Here is a 20,714-nt window from a genome sequence, read left to right as displayed (position 1 = left end):
CCCAAGGATCCTCCATGTTCCGCCGCCCCCTGTTCCTGTCGCTCGCACTCGCGCTGACGTCCAGTCCGTTGCTGGCCGCCGATCTCGTCCAGACCTACGAGCTGGCCCGCACCAATGATCCGACGCTGTCGATCGCCGAATCGCAGCGCCTGTCGACCAAGGAAGGCGCGGTCCAGGCCCGCGGCGCGCTGCTGCCGCAGATCAACGGCAGTGCCTCGCTGACCGACAGCCGTGCTGCAGGTGTCTCGGGCCGAGGGCGCACGCGCAGCGTCGGCGTCAATGCCGGCCAGGTGCTGTTCGACTGGGGCCAGATCTCGACGCTGCGCTCGCAGCGCGCGTTGAGCACGGCGGCCGACTTCCAGCTCGACGCCGACAACGACTCGCTGATCACGCGCACCGCCGCGGCGTATTTCGACGTACTGGTGGCGACCGAGACCCTGGCCGCCGCCGAAGCCGCCGAGGCCGCGTTCAAGCGCCAGTTCGATTTCGCCGACAAGCGCCTCGAAGTGGGCCTGGCGCCGATCACCGACGTGCACGAGGCGCGCGCCCAGTACGACGGCGCCCGCGCGAATACGATCGTCCAGCGCAACGCGCTGCAGGATTCCTACCAGGCGCTGGCCGAGATCACCGGCTCGGAAATCCGTGACCTGCGCGGCCTGCCCGACGATTTCACCCCGCAGCTGCCCGAAGGCCGGGATGCCGAGGCGTGGGTCGCCACCGCGATCGACCAGAATCCACAGCTGCAGGCGCTGCGTTACCAGGTGACCGCCTCCGAGTACGGCGTGACCGCGGCGAAGTCGGCGCACCTGCCGACGCTCGATCTCGGCGCCAGCTACGGCAGGAGCGACAGCTGGGGCGAGACGAATCAGGGCACGCTGGGCCGTAATGGCGAGACCAACAGCATCGGCCTGACGCTGACCGTGCCGATCTTCAGCGGCGGTATCACCCAGTCGCGTGTGCGCCAGTCGATCGCCCAGCGCGACATCACCGCCGACCAGTACGAAGCGCAGCGCCGCGCGATCGAACGCAACACCCGCAGCGCCTACCAGAACCTCGTCGCCGGCATCACCGAAGTCGAGGCCCGCCGTCTGGCACTGGTCTCGGCCAACAGCGCCTACGAGGCCTCGCAGGTCGGCCTGGAAGTCGGCACGCGTACCGTGATCGACGTGTTGATCAACCAGCAGAACCTGTTCTCGGCGCGCCAGGCCTATGCCTTCGCCAAGTACAACTTCCTGCAGAGCCGCCTGCTTCTCGAACAGGCCGCGGGCACGCTGGACATCGGCAACCTGCAGGACGTGAACCGCCAGCTCACCGTCGACGTCAACAGCGTCGGTGCGTCCACCGGTACCGGCGCGGCGACACCGCCGCCGCAGTAAGCGGTCCGGGATTTCAGTTCGCCGACGGCGCGGATCGCAGGATCCGCGCCGTTTTCGTGTCCGGCAGCGGCAGATCGGGTTCGATCAGCGCCAGCGTGCGCGCCAGCGCGCCGCGGCCATTGGCGACGAGCGCACGCCCGGCCTCAGCCATCGCGCGTCGCGCGTCCGCATCATCGAGCAACGCGGCAATGTGGTCGTGCACCGCGTCCGCGTCCGCGCCGATCCGCAGTGCGTCCGCGCGCCCCAGTTGCTTGGCGATGTCGGTGAAGTTCTGCAGGTGCGGGCCGGTGACCACCGGCGTGCCGACCGCGGCCGGCTCGAGCAGGTTGTGGCCGCCGATGTCCTGCAGGCTGCCGCCGACGAAGGCGACATCGGCGCAGGCGAAGAACAGACCGAGTTCGCCGAGGGTATCGAGCACGAAGACGTCGTCGCCGGCATCGGGCCAGGTGGTCAACGCGCGCGTCGCCACGCGCCAGCCGGCGTCGACGCCCAGCTGCATCGCGCTGCGGAAGCGCTCGGGATGGCGCGGCGCCCAGATCAGCAGTAGGTCCGGCCAGCGCGTACGCAGGCGGCGGTGGATGTCGATCACCGCAGCTTCCTCGTCGGGATGCGTGCTGGCCGCGATCCACACCGGGCGCGCGCCCGCGCGGCCGCGGAAGTCGGCGACCAGCGCCGCGATTTTCGCCTCGTCGAGGGCGATGTCGAATTTCAGGTTGCCGGTGTCGATCACCGCGTCGCGCAGCGCACCGAGCTTCACGAAGCGTTTGCCGTCGTCGGCTGATTGCGTCGCGACGCGGCGCACGGTGCGCAGCGCGCGCCCGACCAGCGGCCGCAGCACCCGGTACCCGCGCAGCGAGCGCGCCGACAGGCGCGCGTTGACGACCACCGTCGGCACGCCGGCATCGCGGCAGCAGAACAGCAGGTTCGGCCACAGCTCGGTCTCGACGATCAGGCCGATCTGCGGGCGGAAATGGCGCAGGAACCGGCGGACCGCACCCGACAGGTCGTAGGGCAGATAGACGTGCTCGACGCGATCGCCCCACAGCGCGCGCACGCGTTCCGAGCCGGTCGGCGTGATCGTCGTGACCAGCAGCCGACGCGCCGGATCGCGGGCGAGCAGTGCGTTGACCAGCGGCGCCGCGGCGTTGACCTCGCCGACCGAGACCGCGTGCACCCACACCGGCGCCGTCAGCGGCGGCGTGCGGTAGATGCCGTAGCGCTCGTCCCAGCGCAGCAGATACGCCGACTGCCGGAACCCGCGCCAGATCAGGTGATAGACCGTGATCGGCGCAAGCACGACGAGCAGGGCCGAGTAGAGGCCGCGCAGCAGTCGTTCTGTGGTGTCGGCCGGCATCCGCACAGGATAGCGGAAGCCTGCACGGCGCCACCTTCTACAATGGACCGATGTCGACGACGCCCCTGCCCCGCCCGCCGCTTGCACCGCGCCACTGGCCGGCATGGATCGGCATCGGCCTGATGGCGCTCGCGGCGCGGATTCCGTGGCCGCTGCAGCGCGCGCTCGGCCGCGGACTCGGCGACACCTTGCGCATTGCGCTGGCGAGCCGTCGCCGCGTGGCCGCGCGCAATCTCGAGCTGTGTTTTCCGGAACTCGACGCGCCTGCGCGCGTTGTGTTGCTGCGCCGGAATTTCCATGCGCTGGGCATCGGCCTGTTCGAATTCGCGCGCGCCTGGTGGGGCTCGATCGAGCCGTTGCGGCGTGGGCTGATCGTCGAGGGCGTCGAGCATGTCGAAGCCGCGCGCGCTGCTGGCCGCGGCGTGATCGTCGTGTCCGGTCACTTCACCACGCTCGAAGTCTGCGGCCGCCTGATGTGCGACTACATCCCGCTGGCGGGCATGTATCGCCCGCATTCGGCGGCGGCGATGGAATGGGCCGTGCGCCGCGGACGTGCCCGCTATGCCGCGGCGATGTTTCCCAAGCGCGACGTGCGCGGCGTGGTGCGGCACCTCAAGCGCGGCGGCCTGCTGTGGTACGCGCCCGACCAGGATCCCAGTGGCGGCGACGCGGTCTACGTGCCGTTCTTCGGCCGCCCCGCGCACAGCCTCACCTCGACCCACTCGCTCGCGCGCCTGTCGGGTGCGGCGGTGGTGTTCTACCGGCATGTGCGGCGCGACGACGGCGGCTACACGCTGACGCTGTCTCCGGCGCCCGAACCCTATCCGACGACCGATGCGACCGCAGACACCGCGGCCGTCATCGCCGGCATCGAGGACATGGCCCGCGCGGCGCCCGACCAGTACCTGTGGATCCATCGGCGCTTCAAACGCCAGCCCGATGGTGAGTCGCTGTACTGAGCGGGAATTTCGCGGATCCAGATGTCGGTCCGCCGGTGCCTCGCAGCGCTTCGGGATTCGACCGGGCTGCGCTCCGCATGCCGCGTCAGCGGTCTCCAGGCACCGCTCCGCGCCTGGAGCGGCGCGTTGCGCAGTTCAAGCGCTAGAGCGCGTCCTCACCCCACCACCTCTTACGGCAGGAAAGAGGCTCGACTCGCCGCGCATCGACGTCAGCGCAGCACGCCGTCTTCCGGCTGCACCGGCTCCACGCGCGCCAGCAGGCTGCCGGCATACAACGCCGACAGCAGCAGCGTGAAGCCGCCCCAGAACGTCGAATAGAACGCGAGATGCGTGTTGAGCGGGAACACGGTGACCGCGAGCGCGAGCATCGCCGGGCGCGCCTGTTCTCGCGCTTCGGGTGAAGCGAAGCGCCACGCACGCCAGGCCATCGCCACGCCGGCCAGCCACATCAGCAGGCCGATGAGTCCGGTTTCGCTGCCGATCTCGAGCACGATCTGGTGGGCGTGGAACGCGGGACCATCGCCCCAGGCCGCCATTTCGTCGGGGCGCGGATCGCAGCCCGGGAAGGCTTCGCGGAAGCCGCGTGCGCCGACGCCGTTGATCGGGTTCTCGCGGACCATGCACAGCGCCGCGTCCCAGATCCGGGCGCGGCCCGACAGGGCGTTGTCGACGCCGGCCTCGTCGGCCGACATGCCCATCGCGGTGCGCTCGATGCGCTCGCGGACCTGTGGCGAACTCACGGCTGCGACCACCGCAATCGCGACGCCGGCCGCGAACACCGCCAGCAGGCGGCGCCAGCCGAGCAGGCGCCAGCCGGAGAACAGCAGCACCAGGGCGTAGGTCAGCCACGACGCGCGCGACCCGGCGAACAGCAGCACGATACCGATCGCCGCACTCGCGATCACCCAGCCGCTGGCGCCGAAGCGGCGACCCGCCCAGTACAGGCCGAAGGGCGACAGACTCGCCAGCACCACGCCGAGCTTGAGGTTGCAGGGGCCGAGCACGCCGCCGATGCGATCTGCGAGCGCGATCTCTTCGACCGTGCACATCGGCCGGCTGCTGATCAGCTGCTTGAGCTGGTCGATACCGAAGAACAGCGGACTGGTGCCGAACACGACCTCGCACAGGCCGTCGATCGTCCAGACCGCGACGATCACCGCCAGGCCACCGAGGGTGATACGCCGGCCGCGACGTGTCGCGACGGCGGACGCCACCAGCCACAGGAACGGGAGATAGCGCAGATCGACCAGCGCTTCGCGCAGCGCGCGTCCGATATCGACCGAGTCCACCGCCGAGATCAGCTGCGGCAGCCAGTAGGCGAAGAACAGCACGCTGGTCAGCGCCCAGGCCGGCGCGCTGAGCAGCGCGGCGCCGCCGCGGAAACGCGCACCGACCAGATGGATGATCGCGGCCAGCGCGCCCAGCACCATCACGCCCTCGGCATAACCCGGCGCCGGCCACAGGATCACGGATGCGAGGACCCAGTGCGGCGCCCAGCGCCAGCCGACGGGTCGCGGCACACGCGCGCCGCTCGCGGTTTCAGTTGTCGTCGAACTCGTCATAGACCGCGAGGGTCGCCTCCTGCATCGCACGCAGCGTGTCGGGCATCGTACCGGCTCGGGCCGGCGCTCGCGTGACCAGCACGCGTGCGGCGCGCGCCAGTGCGGCGCGGTCGAACGGTGCCACCGCGCCCTCGGGCTGCAGGTGTGCGAGCAGTTCGCCGACCCCGCCATGTGCCCAGCCGACGACCGGACGCGCGCACGACAAGGCTTCGAGCACGGTGCGACCGAAGGCCTCGGGCTTGCGCGAGAGCTGCAGCACCAGATCGCTCGCGGCGTAGGCCTGTGCGATCGCATCGGTGGGCGTCGTCATCGCCAGCGCGTCGCCGCAACCTGCGGCGTCGGCCGCGCGCGTGAGTTCCTCGAGATAGGCCTCGCGTCCCGCCTCGCGCGCGCCAGGCATCCACAGCCGCGCATCGAGGCCATCGGCGCGCAGATCCGCGAGCAGCGCGATCGCGTCGTGATGCCCTTTGAGTCGCGTGCCGCGGCCGGGCAGCAGCAGCAGCGGGCCGTCGCCACCGAGCGCGGGCCAGCGCGCGGCGATCTCGGCGCGCGCAGCGATATTCGGCTGCGGCGTGGCCGGAAATTTCGTCGGGTCGATCCCGCGCGGGATCACGCGCAGGCGCGCGCGGGGTGTGGCCGGATAGTGCTGCAGCAGATAGTCGCGCACGGTGTCCGATACGCAGATCACCCGCTCACCGCGCGCCATGATCGCGCTGTAGCGCGACGGCGAATTGAGCCCGTGCATGGTGGTGACGAAATGCGGACGACGCGCTCCGGGCATGCCGCGCAGCGCCCACCAGCCGATCCACGCCGGCAGTCGCGAACGGGCATGCACGATGTCGGCGCCGGTCTCGGCGAACAGGCGGCGCAGCGTGCGCACGTGACGCAGCACCCGCAGTGATTTCGCACCGATGTCGAGGGTCACGTGGGTGGCGCCGGTCGCCTCCAGCGCGGGCACGAGGCGCCCGCCAGCGGAGACGACGATCGCGCGATGGCCGGCATCGACCAGCGCCTGCGCGATCTCGATCGTGGAACGCTCGACGCCGCCCGACGACAACGCGGGCAGCAACTGGACGACGGTCAGCGGTCGGCGCATGCGGGCGCGCAGCGCGCCGCGCTCAGTCGACAAGGACGAAATGCGCGCCGCAGTACGGGCAGCCGGACTCGCCGTTCTCGGCTTCGATCGGCAGATAGACGCGCGGATGCGAGTTCCACAGCGCCATCGACGGCAGTGGGCAGCTCAGCGGCAGGTCGGCGCGGCGCACTTCGTAGCGCTGGGCGGCGTTGGCTTGCGTCGGGGCTGCGGTCATGACGGCGGGTTTCATCGGCGTGGAGGCCGCCATTCTACCGCGCGGCCGTGCAGGCGGGCTCAGCCCGGCAGGGTGATCAGCAACAGTTCGACGCCATCGGACGTGGCGACGAGATCGGTGCCCAGGGCTTTGCCGTGCCAGCCCAATGCATCGCCGGCGGTCAGAAACTGACCATCGACAGCCACGCCGCCACGCAGGATCTGCAGCCAATGTCGCTGCACGGCATCAAGTACCAGTTCCAGACCCGCACCGGGCGCCAGTCGCGCATGGCGCAGCCAGGCCTGTTGGCGGATCGGCAGGCTGTCTGCAACGCCATCGGGCGCGGCCAGCAAGTTCCAGCCGTCCACTGCTGGAACTTGCGAGACATCGGCGGCCGGCGGCAGATTGACCCGATCCGGCTGGATCGCGATGCGCAGCACGCGCGCACCCTCGGCACGCGCGGTTTCGACCGGCGTGTCGCTGCCATGGCCGGCACCGGCCCAGGTCAGTGCCCCGGCATCGAGCGTGACGCCGTCGCGGGCCAGCGAACCGTCGAGCACCAGCGTCAGCAGTTCCATGTTCGCCACGCGCTGCGTCGGCACCGTCGCGCCGGGCGGCAGCTGTTCTTCGTTGAGCTGGCGCAACGCGCCGAAGCCCAGCCAGTCGGGATCGTGGAAATCACCGCTGGAGAACGTGCACAGGCGCGTGCGGGCGCCATGCGTGGTGCGGCCGCGCTGGTCGGCGGGACGATGGACTTTCATGAGGGCAGATCCGGAACGCGGAAACGAAAACGCCGGCGCCGGGAGACCCGGGCGCCGGCGTCGTGACGCGGAATCTTACTGCGCGGCAGGCGCCGCCGGCGCATCGCCCTCGGCGACGATGGCTTCCGTGGTGATACGCAGCTCGACCTCGTCGCTCACGTTGGGCGCGGCCATGCCGAGGCCGAAATCGCTGCGCTTGAGCTGGGCCACGGCATCGAAGCCCGCGGCGGCGCGCTTGGCCATCGGCTGCTCGCCGAACTTGTTGATCGTGACGTCGAGCACCACCGGCCGGGTGATGTCCTTGATGGTCAGGTCGCCGGTGACCTTGAGCTTGTTGGTGCCGGCGCTTTCGACCGCGGTGCTCTTGAACGTGGCATTCGGGAACTTGGCGGCGTCGAAGAAATCGGCGCTGCGCAGGTGCTCGTCGAAATCACCGACGTGCGAGTTCAGGCCCGACAGCGGCAGGGTGACTTCGACCGACGAGGCGCCGACGTTCTCGGCGTTGTAGACGATCTGGCCGGAGACATCGCCGAAATGCGCGATCGGGTTGGAGAAGCCGAAGTGGCTCCACTGGGCGATCACGTCGGTGTGCTTGGGATCGAGCACGTAGGTGCCCGATACGCCGGTGATGGCCTCGTCGGTCGGCGCGGTTTCGGCCATCGCTTCGGACGCCGGCTGCGCGGGCGTGGATGCAGCGGCCGCGGTCGTATCCGCAGGCGCGGGTGCCTGCTGGGCGCAGGCGGCGAGGGCAAGGGCGGCGGCAAGCGGGAGCAGCAGGTGGGCGGTACGCATGGGCGGATCCTCGAACAGGTGGGTGGAGGCCGCGCAGTCGGAAGGACCGCGCAGTGGAAAACCTTCAGACGACGCGCGCGGCTTCGTCAAACGGCAGGCGCGGCGAACGCGGGAAGATCGTCGACGCATCGCCGGTGCCGAGATTGACCAGGAAGTTCGACTTGATCGCGGTGCCGGCGAAGAACGCCTCGTCGACCTTGGCGTTGTCGAAGCCCGACATCGCACCGGTGTCGAGACCCAGCGCGCGCGCGGCCAGGATCAGATACGCGCCCTGCAGGCTGCCGTTGCGGAACGCCGGCACTTCGCGGTTCTCGCGCGGGCCGTCGAACCAGCTCTTGGCATCGGTGTGAGGGAACAGGAACGGCAGCTTTTCGTGGAAGTCCTCGTCGTGGGCCACGATCACCGTCACCGGCGCCGACATCGTCTTCTCATAGTTGCCTTCGCTCAACGCCGCACCGAGCTTCGCCTTGCCCTCTGCCGACTTCACGAACACGAAACGCGCAGGCGAGGAATTGGCCGACGTCGGCGCGAACTTCAGCAGGTCGTAGAGCTGGTGCAGCGTGTCGTCGCTGATCTCGCCGCTGAAGCCGTTGTAGGTGCGGGCGGTGCGGAACAGCTGGTCGAGCGCGGCATCGGGCAGAACATCGGTCATCGGGCAACCTCGGATCGGATGGGCCAGGCAGGGCCGCAGTGTAGAGTCCTGCGGCGGCGCGACGCGTGCGGCGGCGCAGAACGGATGATCACATACGTGGAACATCGACCAGGCGAAGAGCGGGATTGCGGACGGATCTGGGCGCTCAGCGACGGGCGCGCCGGCAACGCGCGCCAGGCCGAGGCGCTGGCGGCCGCGTTGTCATCGAACAGTAAAATCCTGCATCTGGATCCCCGCGCGCCGTGGCGATGGGCCGCGCCGCGGCGTCTGCCCGGCGCAGGCCAAGCCTTCGGCGACGCCTACGCCGCGCGGCTCGACACGGCCCCGGACATCGCGATCGGCTGCGGCCGACAGGCGGCGCTCGCGACCCGGCTGGCCGGTCGACGCGGCGCACGCACGGTGCAGATTCTCGATCCGCGCATCGATCCGCGGCACTGGGATCTAGTCGTCGTCCCCGAACACGACGCCCTGCGCGGTGACAACGTGCTGGTCGCACGCGGCAGCCTGCATCCGGTCGACGACGTGTGGCTGGCCGCCGCGCGCGCGGCGCATCCGGCACTCGGCCTCCTGCCCGGCCCGCGCATCGCGGTGCTGCTCGGCGGCGATTCGCGGCACGGGCATTTCGACGTCGCCGCGTTCAACGCGCTCGCCGATCGGCTCGACGCGATCGTCGCGCGCGAGGGCGGCAGCCTGCTGCTGACCGGTTCGCGGCGAACATCGCCAGGCGTGCGTGATGCGTTGCGTGCGCGCTATGCGGGACATGCCGGCTGCGTGTGGACGGACGAGGGCGACGGCGCGAATCCGTATGCCGGGATACTCGGCTGGGCCGACCGCATCGTGTGCTCGTCGGACTCGGTCAACATGCTCTCCGAGGCCTGCGCGACGCACGCGCCGGTGTTCGTGTTCGCGCCCGGGCCACTCGACGGCGCGCCGCAACGTTTCGTCGATGGCCTGCTGGCGGATGGACGTGCGCGCGTGCTCGAGGACGCGTTGTCTGTGTTCGACGTCATGCCGTTGCGCGAAACCGCGCGGATCGCAGCCGAGGTGCGGGCACGGCTTGGGCTTTGACACCCGCCGCCATCGCGGCAGGTGCTCGCGTAGGAGCGCGCCTAGGTGCGATGCGACGATCAGGCAACCACCCATCGCGCGCAAGCGCGCGCCTACAAAAGCGCAGGCGCCTTCAGCGTAATTCGAGCAGCTGGTCGAACCGCTCGATCACCGCACGCGCACCGCAGCCATGCAGATCGAAATCGCGCCGGTAGCCATAGCTCACCAGCACCAGCGGGGCGCCGGCCGCGATCGCCGCGCCGGCATCGGCGGCCGAATCGCCAACCATCAGGCACTGCGCGATGTCGGCGCCGAAGCCTTCGGCCAGATGCAACAGCGGCAGCGGATGCGGCTTGCGCTCGGGCAGGTCGCCGGCGCCGAGCACCGCGTCGAAATAGCCGTCGATGCCCAGCGCCTCGAGCAGCGGCGGTACGAACTGCGCGGGCTTGTTGGTGCACACGGCCATGCGTACGCCGGCGGCCTGCAGCGCCTGCAGCGTCGATTCCACCCCGGGATACACCTGCGGATCGAGCAGCAGGCAGTCTTCGTAATGCCGCAGGAAACGCGGCATCACCGCATCGACCGTCTGCGTCTCGCCGGCGTGCTGCAGCGCCGAGGTGATCAGCTGGCGGGCGCCGTCGCCGATCCAGCTGCGCACCGTGGCTTCGTCGACCTGCGCATGGCCGAGCTCGGCCAGCAAGCGGTTGACTGCCTCGGCGATATCGGACGCGCTGTCGACCAGGGTGCCGTCTAGATCGAACAGCACGACCGGCCAGGGGAATGCGCGCGGCGTGGCGGAATCGGCCATGGAACACCTGCGGGAAAAGGGGCCGCCCAGTGTGCGACATTGCGCCTGCAAGGCTGCATCGGCGCAGCGGGGTTCACGACGCGCGGCCGCGCGCCTATGCTCGCGACCGCGGCGACGCGCCGCCCGCAGGAGTCCCCCATGTCGATCACCACCACCGCGACCACCACGTCCAACGACGCCCCGCGCCTGCTGCGCACGTTGTGCAATCACTGGCGGCACAAGTTCGAGATCACCCGCGACGAAGAAGGCGGTCACGCGTTCATCCCCTTCCAGGGCGAAGAACACGGCGCCGACTTCTTCGTCGAGGACGACACGCTGCGGATCGTGCTGACCCAGCCCACTGCCGAGGACACCGAGCGCTACCAGCAGGTCATCGAGAACCACCTGCAGCGCTTCGCACGCGACGAGACGCTGGCGTTCGACTGGCAGCCGGGGTGAGTGTGCTTTGAAGCCCTCCCCCGCATGCGGGGGACGCCTGGATGGGGCGCACCACAGGACCGCCGGACCATCTGATTCAAGCAGGACAGCGCCCGCGCACGCTCCTATCTGACGGTTCGCCACCACCCAACCCGCCCCGGTACACGTGTGGACTCGACCTAGCGATACCGCGCTTCCATCAGATCCAGATCACGCACCAGCTTGCGGGCGACCTCGTCGGAGATTTCGCGGTGCCGTGCGAGCGCATAGATGCGTTCGCGCTCGGCGTGCACGCCGGCCAGGCGCAGCGCGCGCTCGGCTTCGTCGGCGCGGCGCAGTTCGGCGGCGTCGACGCCCAGCGCGCCGTCACGGCGCAGCCGCTCCTCGTATAGCGCCATCACCCGGACCGCGGCACTGGCGTAGAGATCCGGATTGGCCTGTGCCGCCGGCAGGGCGTGCTGGGCGCGTTCGACCGCGGCCACCGCCGCGACCGCCGCTTCGTGGCGGGCCCGATCGAGCTCGCGGTCATCCTCGTCTGCTTCGGGCACTTCCAGTCCGCGCAGCAGGCGCGGCAGCACGAAGCTGCCCAGCAGCAGCGACAGGATGATCACCGCGGCGGCGAGGAAGATCGCCAGATCGCGGGTCGGGAACGGCGTGCCGTCGTCGAGCACCAGCGGCAGGGTCAGCACGCCGGCCAGGGTGATCGCGCCGCGCACGCCGGCCAGCGACATCGCCGCGACCAGCCGGATGCGCGGTCGGGTGTCGTGGCGGCCACTGCGATACAGCCCGATCCGCAGCGACACCCAGACCCAGGCGAAGCGCAGCGCGAACAGGCCGCCGTAGATCACGAACACGAACACCGCCAGCCACCACGGATCGACATGCCCGGCCTCGCGCACCGATTGCACCGCGCGCTCGACGATCCACGGCAACTGTTCGCCCAGCAGCACGAAGATGATGCCGTTGAGCGAGAACTGCACCGTGTCCCAGACCGCGGCGCGCTGCACACGCGTGGTCGCCAGCGCGCGACCGCTGAGTTCGACGTAGCTCATCGTCACGCCGGCCGCGACTGCGGCGAGGATGCCCGAGGCGCCGATCTGCTCGGCCAGCAGATAGGCGCCGAACGGGGTCAGCAGGCTGATCAGGATCGGTGTGCCGGCCTCCTCGCCGAACACGCGCGAGACCAGCGCGTGGCCGCGGTTGACGCCGATCGTCAGCAGCGCGCCGACCGCGACGCCCGCCAGCGCCAGCCACAGGAAGGTCAGCGACGCCGACATCAACGAGAACGTGCCGGTCAGCGCCGCGGCGACGGCGAAGCGGAAACACACCAGACCGGACGCGTCATTGAGCAGCGATTCGCCTTCCAGGATGTGCATCACGCGCTTGGGAATCGGCGCGCGCGCAGCGATCGACGACACCGCCACCGGATCGGTCGGCGACAGGATCGCCGCCAGTGCGAATGCAACCGCCAGCGGCATCACCGGAATCATCCAGTGGATCAGCAGGCCCGCGCCGATGACCGTGAACACCACCAGGCCGAGCGCCAGCTGCAGGATCAACCCGCGGTCGCGGAACAGGCCGCTCTTGGGAATGCGCCAGCCGTCGAGGAACAGCAGCGGCGGCAGGAACAGCACGAAGAACAGGTGCGGATCGAGGGTCACGCCGCGGCCGAACACGCCGGCGATCGTCGCGCCCAGCGCGATCTGCACCAGGGGCAACGGCAGCGGTAGCCAACGCGGCATCACGCGGGTCAGGTAACCGCTCGCCACCACGGCCAGCAGCATCACCAGGACGACTTCGATCGAATGCATTGCGGAACGGCGCGGCGCGGGAGCGAGGCGGCCACGATAGCGCCGAAGCGTCGGCGTGGCGCATCGACGCCGGCCATGCAGCCCCACGCCTAGAATCGGCCCCCTTCGCATGCTGATGGAACCTTCGATGGACAACCCGCTGCTGGATCAATCCGGCCTGCCGCGCTTCGACGAGATCGAGCCGGCCCACGTGCAGCCGGCGATCGACGCGCTGGTCGTCGAAGCCGAAACCGCACTGGCACTGGCCGGTCGGGCGCAGCCGGTTACCTGGGACAACGTGATCGCACCACTGGAAGACGCGACCCAGCGCCTGGGCCGCGCCTGGAACCAGGTGGGCCATCTCAATGCCGTGGTCAACACGTCGGCCATGCGTGAGGCCTACAACGCCGCACTGCCGAAGGTGACGGGCTTCTTCAGCGCGCTGGGACAGGACCAGGCGTTGTTCACCGCCTACCAGGCGCTGTCCGACCAGGCCGACGCACTGGGGCTGGATGCGCTGCAGCGCCGCGTGCTCGCGCATGCGTTGCGCGATTTCCGGCTCGGCGGCGCCGCGCTGGCAGATGCCGAGCGCGCGCGGTTTTCGGAGATCCAGCAGGCACTGGCGAAGCTGTCGTCCGAGTTCTCCGAGCACGTGCTGGATGCGACGGACGCGTTCGCGGTGTACGTGGAGGACCTGGCCGAACTCGACGGGCTGCCCGAAGAAACTCTTGCGGCTGCGCGCGCGGCGGCCGAACGCGACGAGCGGCCGGGCTGGAAGCTCACCCTGCAGATGCCGTCCTACCTGCCGATCCAGACCTACGCGACCAACCGCGCGTTGCGCGAGCGTTTCTATCGTGCCTACGGTCTGCGCGCGTCGGAGTCCGGCCCTGAAGCGCTCGACAACGGACCGCTGATCGGCCGCATCCTGGCGCTGCGCGACGAGCAGGCGCGCCTGCTGGGCCACGCGAACTACGCCGAGCTGTCGCTCGCGACCAAGATGGCCACCGCCCCCGACGCGGTGCTGACCTTCCTGCGCGATCTCGCCGCCCGTGCGCGCCCGCATGCCGAAGCGGATCGCGAAGCGCTGGCGACATTCGCGCGCGAGCAGCTCGGCATCCCCATGCTCGAGCCCTGGGACATGTCCTTCGCCAGCGACCGCCTGGGCCAGGCGCGCTACGACTACTCCGCGCAGACGGTGAAGCGCTACTTCACCGAGGAACGCGTGCTGGCCGGCCTGTTCGACGTCATCCAGTCGCTGTACGGACTGCGTGTCGAGCGCGACCAGGCGCCGGTCTGGCACGAGGACGCGCGCTTCTACCGCCTGACCGATGCCGACGGCACGCTGGTCGGACAGTTCTATCTCGATCTGTATGCCCGCGAGGGCAAGCGCGGCGGCGCGTGGATGGACGATTGCCGCAACCGGCGCGCGACCGCCGACGGCTTGCAGACGCCGCTGGTCTATCTGGTCTGCAACTTCGGCCGCGGCACCGGCGGCCGCCCGGCGACGTTCACCCACGGCGAAGTCACCACGCTGTTCCACGAGATGGGCCACGGCCTGCACCAGCTGCTGACCCAGGTGGACACCTTGCCGATCGCCGGCATCAACGGCGTGGAATGGGACGCGGTCGAACTGCCCAGCCAGTTCATGGAGAACTTCTGCTGGGAGTGGGAGCGTGTGCAGGCGATGACCGCGCATGTCGACACCGGCGAGCCGCTGCCGCGCGAGCTCTTCGACCGCATGCTGGCCGCGCGCAATTTCCAGAGCGGCCTGCAAACGCTGCGGCAGATCGAGTTCTCGCTGTTCGACATGCTGCTGCATTCGGACTTCGACGCCAGCCGGGACGACGTGCAGGCCCTGCTCACGCGCGTACGCGACGAGGTCGCGGTGACCCGCATCCCCGACTGGCACCGCTTCCCCAACCAGTTCAGCCACATCTTCGCCGGCGGCTACGCGGCCGGCTACTACAGCTACAAGTGGGCCGAAGTGCTGAGCGCGGATGCGTATGCGGCGTTCGAGGAGTCCACCGATCAGCTGTCGGTGACCGGCGGACGCTTCCGCGACGAAGTGCTGTCGCGCGGCGGCAGCCGCGATGCGATCGAGAACTTCCGCGCGTTCCGCGGGCGCGATCCGGATATCGCGGCCCTGTTGCGGCATAGCGGAATGTAAATTCCTTTCCGCCTTCGGCGGAAAACACCGACGTCCCTCTCCCTCCGGGAGAGGGGGGGACCACCTGCAGCGCAGGTGGTGGGGTGACAGAACGACGCTCGCGGCAAGCTTGGGCGAAGGATCGCTTTTTCATCCTAGTTTTCGACCTCACGAATGACGTATGCGCTTCCGCGCACGCGTGTTGGCCCTCGCGAACAGCACCCTCACCCCAACTCCTCTCCCTAGCGGAGAGGGGCTCGAATGCACCTTCCCACGACACCCTCACACCTGCGGTGCGAGCATCCGCGCCGGTTCCCGCCGGAAAACGCCACCATGCGCCTGCTCGTCCTGTTGTGTGCCCTCGCGATGCCGGTCATCGCCTGGCTGTCGCAGACCGGTCTGTTCGGGCCCGACCAGGGCACGATTTCAGACCGCTATCCCACGCTGCTGGTCGCAGCCGGCTACGCGTTCTCGGTGTGGGGCCTGATCTTCCTGCTCGATCTGCTCTACGCGATCTGGCAGACGACGGGCACACGCCGCGATGATCCGCTACTCGCCCGCATCGCGCCCGGCGCCGCGCTCGGCTTCTTCCTCACCGCGATCTGGATGCCGCTGTTCTCGGCCGGGTTGTTCTGGGCGTGCGTGGTGGTGATCTTCGGCGCGTTGATGAGCCTGGCCTGGTGCGCGGTGCAGCTGTCGCGCCCTGGCAACGCAAAGCGCTACCGGCTGGCGTGGCTGGCGCTGTCGATCCACGCCGGCTGGCTGTCGCTGGCGGCGTTCCTCAACGTGGCGCAGACGATCGTCGCCTACGAGCTGCTGTCGACCAGCCGCATGCTCGGCTGGAGCCTCGCGCTGTGGGCGATCTCGGCCGTCGTGCTGCTGGTGCTCAACTGGCGCATGCGCGGCAACATCGCCTATCTGGCGATCGCGCTGTGGGGTCTGTTCGCGGTGTGGTTCAAGCAGACCGAGTGGCCGCTGACCGGCGCGGTGACGTCCGCCTGGGTCGCGCTCGGCATCGGACTGGTGCTGACGATCCAGACAGTCCTGCTGCGCCTGCGTCAGCGCTGAGGCCGGCGCGGCGCGTTCATGCGTCATGCGGCCGCGCGTTGCGACCCTGTCGCCTCAGACACATCACAGGGGGTTCCATGATCCGCACATCCACGGCCGTCGGCCTGCTCGCGCTCGCCGCGGCGCTGCCCGCCTTCGCCCAGGTTACGACCTCGCCGCTGCAGCAGATAGACGCGCAACCCGAACTGTCGTCGCAGTCCGGCCGCCAGACCGGCGTGGTCACGATGGATCGCGACGACGGCCCGCAGATCATCGTCCGCTCCTACGAGCCGCGTTCGGCGCTCGGCGACCAGTACCGCGTCGACTTCACCGCGCTCGACGCGGACGGCGACGGCTACATCAGCCGCACCGAAGCCAAGGCGCATCCGGCGCTCGACGCGGAGTTCAACGCGATCGACAGCAACCGCGACAGCCGCCTGAGCCGTGAGGAGCTCGCCGGCTGGCTGCGCTGATCGGTCGCACCCGCGGGCGCCGCAGCGCGACCGCGCTGCGCTAGCCTATGCCGCCGCCGGCAAGCGGTCGGCGACGGAGTGTTCGCGTGAACCAGATTCCCCATGACGACACCGATACGCCGCGTCCGCGCGGCCCGCTGCTGGTCGGCGCGGTGTTCGTGTTGATGATCGGCATCTTCATCGGCGCGCTCGGCGCGACCGTGTTGCTGCGCATGAGCATCGGCTCGGCCGGCGATCTCAAGGCGCGCGAGGCGATCCGCCTGCATGCGCTGCTCGAGGCGCCCGGTGGCATCGCGGCATCGGACACGTCGACCGAACGCACGACTGCGGCCTTCGCGCACAGCTTCATCGTCAGCACCGCGGCGATCGATGCGGTGTCCTCGCTCGACGAACGCGCACAGCTGGTCGGGATCGCGCGCTGGATGGTCGAAACCGATGCGCTGACGGCGCGCGAAGATGCGGTTTCGCGATGGGCGATGATCGCCGCGCGCTGCGTGGACACGAATGCGGACGCGCCCAAGGACGCGGCGAACTGCGTGCGCGACGAAATGCCGCACGACGTGCCGATTCCGGAACACGCGCGCGACTGACGCGTCTGCAGCGGCCAGACAGCAGAACGCCCGGCCGCAGCCGGGCGTTCCGATATCACGAAGTGCGCAGAGATCAGTCGCGCGATTCGCTGACGACGCGGCCGTCCTCCGGATCGAGCTTGAGATCCATACGCACGCCCTGGGCGTTGTCGGCCTCGGCCTCCCACATGCCGTCATCGAACTTGACGTCATCGATGCGGGTATAGCCCGCCGCCGTCAGCTTGGCGCGGATATCCGCTTCGCCGAGGCTTGTCGCACCTGCATTGTCCGGATAGATGCGGCCGGTCGCCGGATCCAGGCGCACATCGATCTTGCTGCCGGTGGCGTCCTTGACGTCGGCCTTCCAGATGCCGTCCTTGAACTCGACATCGGTGATGTCGGTGTACCCGCCCTCGGTCAGCGCGGCGCGCACCTGGGTGCTGGTCATCGCGTCCTGCGCAACGGCGGCGCCGGCGGCCAGGGACAGGGCCAGCACCAGGCCACGGACAGCAGTCGACTGCTTCATCGGGAAACTCCTCACATTGGTGTGCGGCGAGTCTTGGGCGCGTGCCGCGAAGCAGAAGTGAACACCGGCGCGCGCCGTTCAGCTGCGCAGATGGCGCATCAGGCCTCGATCAACCGGCGCAGATCGTCGACGAATCCCGCGTACGCCGCGTCCTGGGCCGCGGGTTCGCCCTGTCGCAGCACCCACGAGGGATGCACGGTGGCGAACGCGCGCACGCCGTCCTCGCGCGTTCGCCAGATGCCGCGCTCCTCGGTCAGGCGCACGCCCGGACCGAAGACCGCACGCGCTGCGCTCGCACCGAGACAGACGATGCGCTCGGGTTTCACCTGCGCGATCTCCGCGCGCAGCCAGCCGTTGCACGCGTCGATATGCGCCACGTCCGGCCGCTTGTGCAGGCGACGCTTGCCGCGCGGCTCGAAGCGGAAATGCTTGACCGCATTGGTCAGGTAGAGCGTGTTGCGGTCGATGCCGAGCTCGTCCAGCGCGCGCGAGAACAGACGCCCCGCGGGGCCGACGAAGGGGCGTCCGGACAGATCCTCTTCGTCGCCCGGCTGCTCGCCGACGATCATCGTGCGCGCATCGCCCGGGCCTTCGCCGAACACGGTCTGGGTCGCCGGCTGCCACAGCGGACAGCGTCGGCAATCGCGTGCGGATTCGCGCAGCGCTTCGAGCGTGCCGGCCACGACAGGCGCCGGCGCCGGCGCTGCGGGAATGCGGCGACGCGGCGCCTGATGTTCGCGCTCGGCCATCTCGCGCACGCGCAGGCCGGCGTCGCGGACGAGATCGGGCAACAGCGCGGCCTCCGGCAGATGCTTCCAGTATTTCTGCGGCATCTCGGCGCGCATCATCGTGGTGTTGAGTCGTGCCGGATTGAAGATGTTGGCGTAGTAGGTGCGCCAGAGATCCTCGCGCGCATCTTCGGTCGGCGCATCGGCGCGCGTGCCGCCATCGGCGAAGGCGAGCGCCTCGCCGTCCCAGGTCGCGGTGCGGTACGGGGTCACGATCGCCCAGCGCATGCCGGCGAAGCGGCGCGCGAAGAACGGCGCCACGCGGTCGACGATGTGGTGATCGGGCTCGAACCAGGCGATGTAGTGCTCCTTGTCGCCGGGCACTTCGCGGAAGCGCACGAAGGCCTTCATCTTGTGGCTGTCGCGACGCACCGCCTGCGCCATCGTGGTGGCGCGATGCACGTCGGGATCGGACGCGCGCTGCAGCAATGCGCGTTCGCCTTCGGCAATGCGCCAGAGCATGCGGTAGAGCAGGCCGTGGCGGTCCTCGGCGCGGTGGCAGAGCACGGCACCAGCGAGCGCGAGGAATTCGGAGGGCACGCGCGGGGCGGGGCGTTGCGGGGACAGCATCGACAGTTCGAGTCCACCCAGCAGTGAACCCTGCGCGCCGCCGCTCCAGTCGAGCTGCTCGGGTGGCAGGCCGGCGCACAGGGCGGCGCGTGCAGCCGCGCGCCAGGCGTGGGCGTCCCAGGGTGGGTCGATCTTTGCCGTGACACGCGCGTGGGCGGGTGCGGCGCTCACCGAAGCACCGCACTCGAACAGGTGCGGCGCCGTGCTGGTCTCCGTCCCTCGCACCGCCGGGCGTTGCGCCCTTCGAAGGTGGAAGGCTTGGATGGAGGCAAGCACGCAGTGCACGGCGATCGGGGGGTTCGCCCCCGCCCAACCCGTCCAGCCCGGCGAAGCACGCCGGGCATGCGATCGATCCGCGCGGGCATGCCGCGCAAACGGATCGCTCTCCTCCCCCACTTGCGGGGGAGGACTTCAGAGCGGGCAGCACTCATCAGTCCGGCGCCATCCGTCATGACCGCGACGCGGATCAGAACAGGCTCGCCTGCCGCGGCTGCGGTGCGAGTTCGTTGCGCAGCCGCGCGGGATCGTCGAGGCGCTGGCGCGGGTGATGGCCGGGCGTGATCACGAACGGCATGATCTTCTTCAGCGGCACGCGCAGACGGGCGAGATCGTCGAGGCGCAGCGCGCCGTGCGGGCGCGCGGCAATGATGCGTTCGACGTTGCGTGTGCCCAGGCCCGGGACGCGCAGCAGCATCTCGCGCGGCGCGCGATTGATGTCGACGGGGAAGCGTGTCGGATTGCGCAGCGCCCAGGCCAGCTTGGGATCGACGTCGAGATCGAGCATGCCGGGCGTTTCGGCGTCCACGTCCTCCGCGTTCGCTGCATCGGGCGTGATCTCGTCGACGTCGAAGCCGTAGAAGCGCAACAGCCAGTCGGCCTGGTAGAGACGATGTTCGCGCAGCAGCGGCGGCGATTGCAGCGGCAGGTTTTTAGACGCATCCGGAATCGGGCTGAAGGCCGAGTAGTACACCCGCCGCATCCGGTAGGTGCCGTACATGCGGTTGCTGGTTTCCAGGATGCTGCGGTCGTTGGCGTCATCGGCGCCCACGATCATCTGCGTGCTCTGCCCCGCCGGCGCGAAGCGCGGCGCCTTCGCACGGCGCACGGTGACGCCCTGCCGTTTCACCCGGCGCGCATCCTTGTCCTCGTCGATGCGCCACTTGAGTTCGCCCATCGCGCCGTGGATGCCGGCATGGGTCTTCTCCGGCGCCAGCGCCGACATGCCGGCTTCGGTCGGCAGTTCGATGTTGATGCTCAGGCGATCGGCGTAGCGCCCCGCGGCTGCGAGCAGCTCGGGCGCCGCGTCGGGAATCGTCTTGAGATGGATGTAGCCGGCGAAGCGGTGGTCCTCGCGCAGGCTGCGCGCGACTTCGACCATCTGCTCCATCGTGTAGTCGCCGCTGCGGATGATGCCGCTGGAGAGGAACAGGCCCTCGATGTAATTGCGCTTGTAGAAATCCAGCGTCAGCGTCACGACTTCTTCGGGCGTGAAGCGCGCGCGGCGCACGTTGCTCGACACCCGGTTCACGCAATACGCGCAGTCGAAGATGCAGAAGTTCGTCAGCAGGATCTTCAGCAGCGACACGCAGCGGCCGTCCGGCGTGTAGGAGTGGCAGATGCCCATGCCTTCGGTGCTGCCGATGCCGCCGGTCTTCGACGAATCGCGTGTGTTCGCGCCGCTCGACGCACAGGAGGCGTCGTACTTGGCGGCATCGGCGAGGATCGCGAGTTTTTCGGTCAGGTTCACGCGCCTACTGTGCCCGTCAATCGTCTCAGTCCGTGAGACTG

20 protein-coding genes are annotated in these 20,714 nt (G+C 69.5%); 8 read left to right on the top strand and 12 right to left on the bottom strand.

The window, feature by feature from the left end; genetic code table 11:
• Window positions 1–14: 14 nt before the first annotated feature.
• Window positions 15–1,376 carry a TolC family outer membrane protein gene (locus tag AC3IRM_RS01400; protein WP_489204548.1) on the top strand — a complete coding sequence of 454 codons (1,362 nt, stop codon included), beginning with the start codon at window positions 15–17 and terminating at the stop codon, window positions 1,374–1,376.
• A gap of 13 nt (window positions 1,377–1,389) precedes the next feature.
• Here AC3IRM_RS01400 and waaA read toward each other — a convergent pair whose 3' ends face one another.
• Window positions 1,390–2,730, bottom strand: a complete 1,341-nt coding sequence (gene waaA, locus AC3IRM_RS01395; RefSeq protein WP_489204547.1) for a lipid IV(A) 3-deoxy-D-manno-octulosonic acid transferase — start codon at window positions 2,728–2,730, stop codon at window positions 1,390–1,392.
• Window positions 2,731–2,780: 50 nt separating this feature from the next.
• Here waaA and lpxL point away from each other — a divergent pair, with 50 nt between their 5' ends.
• Window positions 2,781–3,689 carry an LpxL/LpxP family Kdo(2)-lipid IV(A) lauroyl/palmitoleoyl acyltransferase gene (lpxL, locus tag AC3IRM_RS01390; protein ID WP_489204546.1) on the top strand — a complete coding sequence of 303 codons (909 nt, stop codon included), beginning with the start codon at window positions 2,781–2,783 and terminating at the stop codon, window positions 3,687–3,689.
• A 209-nt stretch (window positions 3,690–3,898) separates the two neighbouring features.
• On the opposite strand, the gene AC3IRM_RS01385 is transcribed toward lpxL, so the two are convergent.
• The 6 genes from AC3IRM_RS01385 to AC3IRM_RS01360 all read right to left on the bottom strand — a co-directional run bounded on the left by AC3IRM_RS01385 (window position 3,899) and on the right by AC3IRM_RS01360 (window position 8,745).
• Window positions 3,899–5,251 (bottom strand): O-antigen ligase family protein, encoded by a 1,353-nt coding sequence (locus tag AC3IRM_RS01385; RefSeq protein ID WP_489204545.1) that lies wholly within the window; start codon window positions 5,249–5,251, stop codon window positions 3,899–3,901.
• Window positions 5,229–6,347 carry a glycosyltransferase gene (locus tag AC3IRM_RS01380; protein WP_489205795.1) on the bottom strand — a complete coding sequence of 373 codons (1,119 nt, stop codon included), beginning with the start codon at window positions 6,345–6,347 and terminating at the stop codon, window positions 5,229–5,231. Before AC3IRM_RS01380 ends, AC3IRM_RS01385 begins: the two co-directional genes overlap by 23 nt.
• A 22-nt stretch (window positions 6,348–6,369) precedes the next feature.
• Entirely contained in the window at window positions 6,370–6,561 is a 192-nt protein-coding gene (locus tag AC3IRM_RS01375) for a zinc-finger domain-containing protein (RefSeq protein ID WP_489204544.1), read from the bottom strand.
• Between the two features lie 59 nt (window positions 6,562–6,620).
• Complete coding sequence (locus AC3IRM_RS01370) at window positions 6,621–7,301, bottom strand: pirin family protein (RefSeq protein ID WP_489204543.1); 681 nt, start codon at window positions 7,299–7,301, stop codon at window positions 6,621–6,623.
• A 75-nt stretch (window positions 7,302–7,376) separates the two neighbouring features.
• Entirely contained in the window at window positions 7,377–8,093 is a 717-nt protein-coding gene (locus AC3IRM_RS01365) for a YceI family protein (RefSeq protein ID WP_489204542.1), read from the bottom strand.
• Window positions 8,094–8,157: 64 nt separating this feature from the next.
• Window positions 8,158–8,745 carry a malonic semialdehyde reductase gene (locus AC3IRM_RS01360; protein ID WP_489204541.1) on the bottom strand — a complete coding sequence of 196 codons (588 nt, stop codon included), beginning with the start codon at window positions 8,743–8,745 and terminating at the stop codon, window positions 8,158–8,160.
• Window positions 8,746–8,829: 84 nt separating this feature from the next.
• Here AC3IRM_RS01360 and AC3IRM_RS01355 point away from each other — a divergent pair, with 84 nt between their 5' ends.
• Window positions 8,830–9,813, top strand: a complete 984-nt coding sequence (locus AC3IRM_RS01355; RefSeq protein ID WP_489204540.1) for a mitochondrial fission ELM1 family protein — start codon at window positions 8,830–8,832, stop codon at window positions 9,811–9,813.
• A 112-nt stretch (window positions 9,814–9,925) separates the two neighbouring features.
• Here AC3IRM_RS01355 and gph read toward each other — a convergent pair whose 3' ends face one another.
• A complete protein-coding gene (gph, locus tag AC3IRM_RS01350; protein WP_489204539.1) occupies window positions 9,926–10,600 on the bottom strand; it encodes a phosphoglycolate phosphatase in 675 nt (224 codons plus the stop codon).
• A 138-nt stretch (window positions 10,601–10,738) separates the two neighbouring features.
• Between gph and AC3IRM_RS01345 the strand changes: the two genes are divergently transcribed.
• Window positions 10,739–11,038: a DUF2218 domain-containing protein gene (locus AC3IRM_RS01345; protein ID WP_489204538.1), complete on the top strand. Its 300-nt coding sequence runs from the start codon at window positions 10,739–10,741 to the stop codon at window positions 11,036–11,038.
• Between the two features lie 158 nt (window positions 11,039–11,196).
• Here the strand turns inward: AC3IRM_RS01345 and AC3IRM_RS01340 are convergent, their stop codons facing one another.
• Complete coding sequence (locus AC3IRM_RS01340) at window positions 11,197–12,828, bottom strand: Na+/H+ antiporter (RefSeq protein WP_489204537.1); 1,632 nt, start codon at window positions 12,826–12,828, stop codon at window positions 11,197–11,199.
• A gap of 127 nt (window positions 12,829–12,955) precedes the next feature.
• On the opposite strand from AC3IRM_RS01340, the gene AC3IRM_RS01335 reads away from it, so the two are divergent.
• From AC3IRM_RS01335 to AC3IRM_RS01320, 4 genes are all read left to right on the top strand, one after another.
• A complete protein-coding gene (locus tag AC3IRM_RS01335) occupies window positions 12,956–14,974 on the top strand; it encodes a M3 family metallopeptidase (protein ID WP_489205794.1) in 2,019 nt (672 codons plus the stop codon).
• A gap of 312 nt (window positions 14,975–15,286) precedes the next feature.
• A complete protein-coding gene (locus tag AC3IRM_RS01330) occupies window positions 15,287–16,021 on the top strand; it encodes a hypothetical protein (RefSeq protein WP_489204536.1) in 735 nt (244 codons plus the stop codon).
• A gap of 77 nt (window positions 16,022–16,098) precedes the next feature.
• The gene (locus AC3IRM_RS01325; RefSeq protein ID WP_489204535.1) at window positions 16,099–16,473 is read left to right on the top strand and encodes an EF-hand domain-containing protein; all 375 of its coding nucleotides are present in this window, start codon (window positions 16,099–16,101) and stop codon (window positions 16,471–16,473) included.
• An 86-nt stretch (window positions 16,474–16,559) separates the two neighbouring features.
• Window positions 16,560–17,063: a hypothetical protein gene (locus AC3IRM_RS01320; RefSeq protein ID WP_489204534.1), complete on the top strand. Its 504-nt coding sequence runs from the start codon at window positions 16,560–16,562 to the stop codon at window positions 17,061–17,063.
• A 73-nt stretch (window positions 17,064–17,136) separates the two neighbouring features.
• On the opposite strand, the gene AC3IRM_RS01315 is transcribed toward AC3IRM_RS01320, so the two are convergent.
• The 3 genes from AC3IRM_RS01315 to AC3IRM_RS01305 all read right to left on the bottom strand — a co-directional run bounded on the left by AC3IRM_RS01315 (window position 17,137) and on the right by AC3IRM_RS01305 (window position 20,673).
• A complete protein-coding gene (locus AC3IRM_RS01315; protein WP_489204533.1) occupies window positions 17,137–17,568 on the bottom strand; it encodes a PepSY domain-containing protein in 432 nt (143 codons plus the stop codon).
• 98 nt (window positions 17,569–17,666) lie between these two features.
• A complete protein-coding gene (locus AC3IRM_RS01310; protein ID WP_489204532.1) occupies window positions 17,667–19,097 on the bottom strand; it encodes a UdgX family uracil-DNA binding protein in 1,431 nt (476 codons plus the stop codon).
• Window positions 19,098–19,392: 295 nt separating this feature from the next.
• The gene (locus tag AC3IRM_RS01305) at window positions 19,393–20,673 is read right to left on the bottom strand and encodes a putative DNA modification/repair radical SAM protein (protein ID WP_489204531.1); all 1,281 of its coding nucleotides are present in this window, start codon (window positions 20,671–20,673) and stop codon (window positions 19,393–19,395) included.
• Window positions 20,674–20,714 lie beyond the last annotated feature (41 nt).

The sequence above is a fragment of the Luteimonas sp. KH_071 genome (genome assembly GCF_057838005.1).
This window is presented reverse-complemented; position numbering and strand designations above follow the sequence as displayed.

Coding starts and splice junctions, on each gene's coding strand:
- AC3IRM_RS01355 (WP_489204540.1), top strand. CDS start 8,830: ATGATCACATACGTGGAACATCGACCAGGCGAAGAGCGGGATTGCGGA.
- AC3IRM_RS01325 (WP_489204535.1), top strand. CDS start 16,099: ATGATCCGCACATCCACGGCCGTCGGCCTGCTCGCGCTCGCCGCGGCG.
- AC3IRM_RS01380 (WP_489205795.1), bottom strand. CDS start 6,347: ATGCGCCGACCGCTGACCGTCGTCCAGTTGCTGCCCGCGTTGTCGTCG.
- AC3IRM_RS01340 (WP_489204537.1), bottom strand. CDS start 12,828: ATGCATTCGATCGAAGTCGTCCTGGTGATGCTGCTGGCCGTGGTGGCG.
- AC3IRM_RS01365 (WP_489204542.1), bottom strand. CDS start 8,093: ATGCGTACCGCCCACCTGCTGCTCCCGCTTGCCGCCGCCCTTGCCCTC.
- waaA (WP_489204547.1), bottom strand. CDS start 2,730: ATGCCGGCCGACACCACAGAACGACTGCTGCGCGGCCTCTACTCGGCC.
- AC3IRM_RS01375 (WP_489204544.1), bottom strand. CDS start 6,561: ATGACCGCAGCCCCGACGCAAGCCAACGCCGCCCAGCGCTACGAAGTG.
- AC3IRM_RS01345 (WP_489204538.1), top strand. CDS start 10,739: ATGTCGATCACCACCACCGCGACCACCACGTCCAACGACGCCCCGCGC.
- AC3IRM_RS01330 (WP_489204536.1), top strand. CDS start 15,287: ATGCGCCTGCTCGTCCTGTTGTGTGCCCTCGCGATGCCGGTCATCGCC.
- AC3IRM_RS01360 (WP_489204541.1), bottom strand. CDS start 8,745: ATGACCGATGTTCTGCCCGATGCCGCGCTCGACCAGCTGTTCCGCACC.
- lpxL (WP_489204546.1), top strand. CDS start 2,781: ATGTCGACGACGCCCCTGCCCCGCCCGCCGCTTGCACCGCGCCACTGG.
- gph (WP_489204539.1), bottom strand. CDS start 10,600: ATGGCCGATTCCGCCACGCCGCGCGCATTCCCCTGGCCGGTCGTGCTG.
- AC3IRM_RS01315 (WP_489204533.1), bottom strand. CDS start 17,568: ATGAAGCAGTCGACTGCTGTCCGTGGCCTGGTGCTGGCCCTGTCCCTG.
- AC3IRM_RS01370 (WP_489204543.1), bottom strand. CDS start 7,301: ATGAAAGTCCATCGTCCCGCCGACCAGCGCGGCCGCACCACGCATGGC.
- AC3IRM_RS01400 (WP_489204548.1), top strand. CDS start 15: ATGTTCCGCCGCCCCCTGTTCCTGTCGCTCGCACTCGCGCTGACGTCC.
- AC3IRM_RS01335 (WP_489205794.1), top strand. CDS start 12,956: ATGGACAACCCGCTGCTGGATCAATCCGGCCTGCCGCGCTTCGACGAG.
- AC3IRM_RS01385 (WP_489204545.1), bottom strand. CDS start 5,251: ATGACGAGTTCGACGACAACTGAAACCGCGAGCGGCGCGCGTGTGCCG.